Source organism: Streptococcus sp. CL8.13 (genome assembly GCF_049737895.1).
The window spans coordinates 1-4,690 of sequence record NZ_JBKOTT010000076.1; the positions used below are offsets into that span (position 1 = coordinate 1).

The 4,690-nt window shown below is 37.4% G+C and carries 4 protein-coding genes and 3 tRNA genes; 5 read left to right on the top strand and 2 right to left on the bottom strand.

The features are described 5' to 3' along the window. Positions 1-17 precede the first annotated feature (17 nt). From ACLNCN_RS03475 to ACLNCN_RS03485, 3 genes are all read left to right on the top strand, one after another. Positions 18-88: transfer RNA gene (locus tag ACLNCN_RS03475), tRNA-Gly, on the top strand. Between the two features lie 34 nt (positions 89-122). Further along, positions 123-196, top strand: a tRNA-Ile gene (locus tag ACLNCN_RS03480). A 6-nt stretch (positions 197-202) separates the two neighbouring features. Then, positions 203-290: transfer RNA gene (locus ACLNCN_RS03485), tRNA-Ser, on the top strand. A gap of 187 nt (positions 291-477) precedes the next feature. Here the strand turns inward: ACLNCN_RS03485 and birA are convergent. Together birA and ACLNCN_RS03495 are read right to left on the bottom strand one after the other, a co-directional pair. Next, on the bottom strand, positions 478-1,413 hold the full coding sequence (gene birA / locus ACLNCN_RS03490) for a bifunctional biotin--[acetyl-CoA-carboxylase] ligase/biotin operon repressor BirA (RefSeq protein WP_261012293.1): 936 nt from the start codon (positions 1,411-1,413) through the stop codon (positions 478-480). After that, on the bottom strand, positions 1,410-2,270 hold the full coding sequence (locus tag ACLNCN_RS03495; protein WP_261012292.1) for an AraC family transcriptional regulator: 861 nt from the start codon (positions 2,268-2,270) through the stop codon (positions 1,410-1,412). Before ACLNCN_RS03495 ends, birA begins: the two co-directional genes overlap by 4 nt. 107 nt (positions 2,271-2,377) lie before the next feature. On the opposite strand from ACLNCN_RS03495, the gene ACLNCN_RS03500 reads away from it, so the two are divergent. Beyond that, the gene (locus tag ACLNCN_RS03500) at positions 2,378-4,540 is read left to right on the top strand and encodes an alpha-galactosidase (protein ID WP_261030629.1); all 2,163 of its coding nucleotides are present in this window, start codon (positions 2,378-2,380) and stop codon (positions 4,538-4,540) included. Positions 4,541-4,574: 34 nt separating this feature from the next. Next, positions 4,575-4,690: sugar ABC transporter substrate-binding protein (locus ACLNCN_RS03505; RefSeq protein ID WP_424844628.1), on the top strand; the 116-nt coding region annotated here is incomplete at its 3' end.

Sequence of the window (4,690 nt, forward strand, 5' to 3'; positions counted from 1 at the left end):
TTACTTATAGTATGTATGCGGGTGTAGTTTAGTGGTAAAACTACAGCCTTCCAAGCTGTTGTCGCGAGTTCGATTCTCGTCACCCGCTTTGAACTTTGTTCAAATTACCAAGTTTTTAACTTGGGCGCGTAGCTCAGGTGGTTAGAGCGCACGCCTGATAAGCGTGAGGTCGGTGGTTCGAGTCCACTCGTGCCCATTAATTGGAGAATTACTCAAGAGGCTGAAGAGGACGGTTTGCTAAATCGTTAGGTCGGGTAACTGGCGCAAGGGTTCGAATCCCTTATTCTCCGTTTGAATGAGGGTTTATAACTCTCTTTTTTTGTATTTTTAAGAATAGTAGAATAAAAACTTCAGATTTGTAAAACTTAATTGGATTACTTATCTGAAGTTTTTTTGCGCTCTTTGTCAACTGTAGTGGGTTGAAGAAAAGCTAAAATCTTTATATATTGTCGATTTTATGGTTGTGCTAGTTTATTATTACTTCCAACCCTTGAGTGAAATTTCTCCGCTATTTAGCCAAATTTCTTTTCCGTTATCACATTGAACTAAAAGTTTACCACTTTCAGAGATGTCTTTAGCAAGTCCCTTGTGGTCTTTTTGATCTAGTGTGAAAGTAACTTCTTTTCCTAGAACGAATGACTGTTTTTTGTATAGGTATAATAGCTCTTCTGCAGGTGTTTCGAAGAAAGCACGCCAGATTTCTATTATTAATTCATTTCTGGTTATAGGTGCTGGAGCTTTGAATAAACTAGCAGCTTTTTCTTTTAATTCTTGAGGGAAGTCTTTAATAGTAAAGTTGATCCCTACTCCAATAATGATATCTGTGACTAGGCCTGTTTCTACAGACGTCATTGCCTCAGTAAGGATTCCTCCAATTTTATGATTGTTTAGGTAGATATCATTGACCCATTTTATGTCGACATCTATTAAAGTTAGGTTCTTAATGGCTTTGTAGACAGCTCCTGCTACAAGTAGTGTGTAGGATGGTAATTTGTCATAGGGAAGATTTGGTTTAAGATGGAGGGTCATATAAATGCCACCTTGTGGTGAGTAGAAAGAACGTTGAAATCGACCTCGGCCTGCTGTTTGATAGGAAGTTAAATAGAGGGTGTTTGTTTCATATCCTCTATCTATTGCTTCTTTTGCATCAATTTGGGTAGATTTAGTTTCTGACTTAAAATTAACGGTAATTGGGAGATTTTCTTGTATAAGGTCTGGCAGGAGAAGATCTCCATTCAATAGTTTATAGCCCCTATTTTTTATGCTATCAATTTCAATACCTTCTTGTTCGAGGCGCTTGATAGCTTTCCAAACTGATGTTCGGGTCAGTGATAGTTCTTCTGCAATCTTTTCTCCGCTCATATAATCGCTTTCTTTTGCTAGAATTTGGTAGACGGCTTGGTAGGATTTCATAGTGTTTCCTTTCTCACTAGTTGGTGTTGAGAATATTCTTTTCTTGTTTGACTTGGAGTCTGGTTAAAGTATTGTTTATAAGCTTTAGAAAAATGTAGTGGATCTGAAAAGCCTACCGAGTATGCAATTACCTTGATGGACTCTTGGGTATTTTCGAGAAGTTGTTTAGCTCGATGCATTCGAACGTAGTGTAGGTATTCTTTGGGAGATAAGGTGTTAAACTCTTTGAATACGCTTGATAAGTAGCTTCTGTGAACGGATAGTTCTTTCGCTAAATCTTGAATTGTAAGTGATTGAGGATAGTGGCTATCAATTAATCTTTTGCATTCGAGATAGAGTTGGTGGGTTGATGAAATATTCTTTTTTTTCTGATTGGGAGCAATAGTCCCCAGATGAAACATCAGTTCATGGAGTTGTCCCATGATATGGAGTTGAGCTAATTCATTTGATTTTGAAATCTGAGCGAAGCGGACAATATCTGAGATGAGTTTTGCAGTTGTTTGTGTATGACAAGTTTCAGATTGGATGAGATAGGATTGGTCGGAAATTTGAGAAAGAGCAAAATAGTCAGGGGCTTTCCCTCCTGTTATTCCTAACCAGTAGTAGGACCAAGGTTTCTCATTGTCTGCTTGATAAAAGGTTAATTCATCTGGTTTTAATAGAAAGAAATCTCCTTCTTTTAAATCAACAATTTTACCTTTGTAATGAAATTTACCTTGTCCTTTAGTAATGTAATGTAGAACGTATGTATCACGAATGGCTGGACCAAAAGAGTAATTAGGTGTGCATTCCTCATATCCATAAAAGCTTAGGGAAAGGTCAATTGTTCCAGTCTGGTATTCTGAAAAAACTAGCATGTTCCACCTCCTACCTAACATTTTACCATATTCTTGAGACATTTTTCTATTTTAGAAAGCGCTTTTATTTGTTAAAATTTTTTCAAGAAATAGATGAGGTACAATTTATGGGAATTCGGATAGAGAATAATCTATTTTACGTTGAGAGTAAAGATTTAAGTTTGATTATTGAAAATAGGGATGGTTTCTTACTTTTAAAACATTTTGGAAAGACTATTAAGAACTATAGAGGTGCTAATAGTGTTTACGAACGAGATCATGCTTTTTCAGGGAATCCGACAGCTACTAATCGAACCTTTAGTTTGGATACGCAACGTCAGATTTTTGGACAACATGGTTTGGGTGATTTTAGAAAACCAACTTTGCAGGTTCAGCACGATGCAACTGAGGTAACAGATTTTCGGTTTATAGAAGCAAAGATTCTAAAAGGTCAAAATGGTCCACAAGGTTTACCTTCTCCACACAGCATGGATGGTACAGAGACTCTTGCCTTGATTTTAGAAGATTCTAAGGCTCAACTTAGTCTGACTCTGTATTATACTGCTTTTGATAATAATGCGACAATTGCTAGCTACAGTAAATTGGAGAATAAGAGCAACCAGGAAGTTATCATCCATAAAAACTTTTCTTTTATGGATGATTTTCCAGCGGCAGCTTACGAAATAGTAACTTTGCAGGGTGCTTATGCTCGTGAAAAGACTGTTCGACGTCAACAGGTAGAACAAGGAATCTTTTCGATTAGTTCGAACCGTGGTGCTTCTGGCCATGCCCAAACACCAGCTCTCCTCTTATGTGATCAAGGAGTCACAGAGGATGCTGGAAATGTGTTTGCTATTCAACTACTGTATAGTGGCAACTTTGAAGCTTTTGTTCAAAAAAATCAATTGAACGAAGTTCGGGTGGCTATTGGCATAAATCCGGAAAACTTTTCTTGGAAGTTAAATCCTGAGGAGAACTTTGAAACACCGGTAGCTTTAGTGACCTATTCAGATCAGGGATTAACTGGTATTAGTCATGAAAGTCAGAATTTTATACTTCAGCATATTATGCCAAGTGAATTTTCTAAAAAAGAACGTCCAATTCTAATCAATAACTGGGAAGCTACTTACTTTGACTTTCAGAGACAAAAACTGTTAGAGCTAGCCGATGAAGCTAAGAAAGTTGGCATTGAACTTTTCGTATTAGATGATGGGTGGTTTGGCAATCGCTTTGATGATAATCGGGCTTTAGGTGATTGGGTTGTCAATGAGAAAAAACTGGGTGGAAGCCTAGAAAGTCTGATTTCAGCTATCCATGAAAGAGGTTTGCAGTTTGGACTTTGGTTAGAACCTGAAATGATTTCTGTAGATAGTGATTTGTATCGTAAACATCCTGACTGGGCTATTCAGGTTCCTGGTTATGAGCATACTTATTCTCGGAATCAATTAGTACTTAATCTTGCCAATCCTCAGGTAGTAGAATACTTGAAAAATGTCTTAGATGAACTCCTATCTTATCATGAGATTGACTACATCAAATGGGATATGAATCGTAATATTACTAAATTGGGGAATGGTTCGAACTATCTAGAGACACAGATGCAATCTCATCAGTACATGCTGGGGCTTTATGAACTTGTTTCTTATCTGACAGAGAAGCACAGTCAGATTCTCTTTGAGTCCTGCTCTGGTGGTGGTGGACGAAATGATCTTGGTATGATGCGTTATTTCCCTCAAGTCTGGGCAAGTGATAATACTGATGCTATTGCACGTTTACCAATTCAATATGGCTCATCCTATCTCTATCCATCTATTTCTATGGGCGCTCATGTGTCAGCAGTACCGAATCATCAGATGGGGCGAACGACACCATTAGAAACACGTGGTCATGTAGCAATGATGGGAAATTTGGGATATGAGCTTGATTTGACAAGTTTATCAGATGAAGAGAAAGCTGAGATTGCTAATCAGGTGAACTTGTATAAAGAATTACGACCAGTAGTTCAGTTAGGACAACAGTATAGGTTAATCAATCCCGAGTCTGCATCCAATGAAGCAGCTGTACAATTTAACTATAAAAATCAAACGGTTGTAACCTATGTTCGAATTTTATCAGTTGTAGAGACTATGGAAACAACTTTAAAGTTAAAAGATTTGGATGAAGAGGGCCTGTATGAATTACAGGAAAATGGAGAAGTTTACTCAGGTGCAGAACTTATGTATGCAGGTTTAACTGTTACCTTATCCCAAGGAGATTTTTTGAGTAGACAGTATATTTTTAGAAGACTATAATAAAGGTGCATAAATTTATAAAGGAGGCTTTCCAATGAAATGGTATAAGAAAGCAGGTTTTCTTTTAGTCGCTGGTGCTAGTTTACTAGGTCTAACAGCTTGTGGTCAGAATAATCAATCGACTGATGGAAAGGTAACGATTGAATTTTT

Coding starts and splice junctions, on each gene's coding strand:
- birA (WP_261012293.1), bottom strand. CDS start 1,413: ATGAAATCCTACCAAGCCGTCTACCAAATTCTAGCAAAAGAAAGCGAT.
- ACLNCN_RS03495 (WP_261012292.1), bottom strand. CDS start 2,270: ATGCTAGTTTTTTCAGAATACCAGACTGGAACAATTGACCTTTCCCTA.
- ACLNCN_RS03500 (WP_261030629.1), top strand. CDS start 2,378: ATGGGAATTCGGATAGAGAATAATCTATTTTACGTTGAGAGTAAAGAT.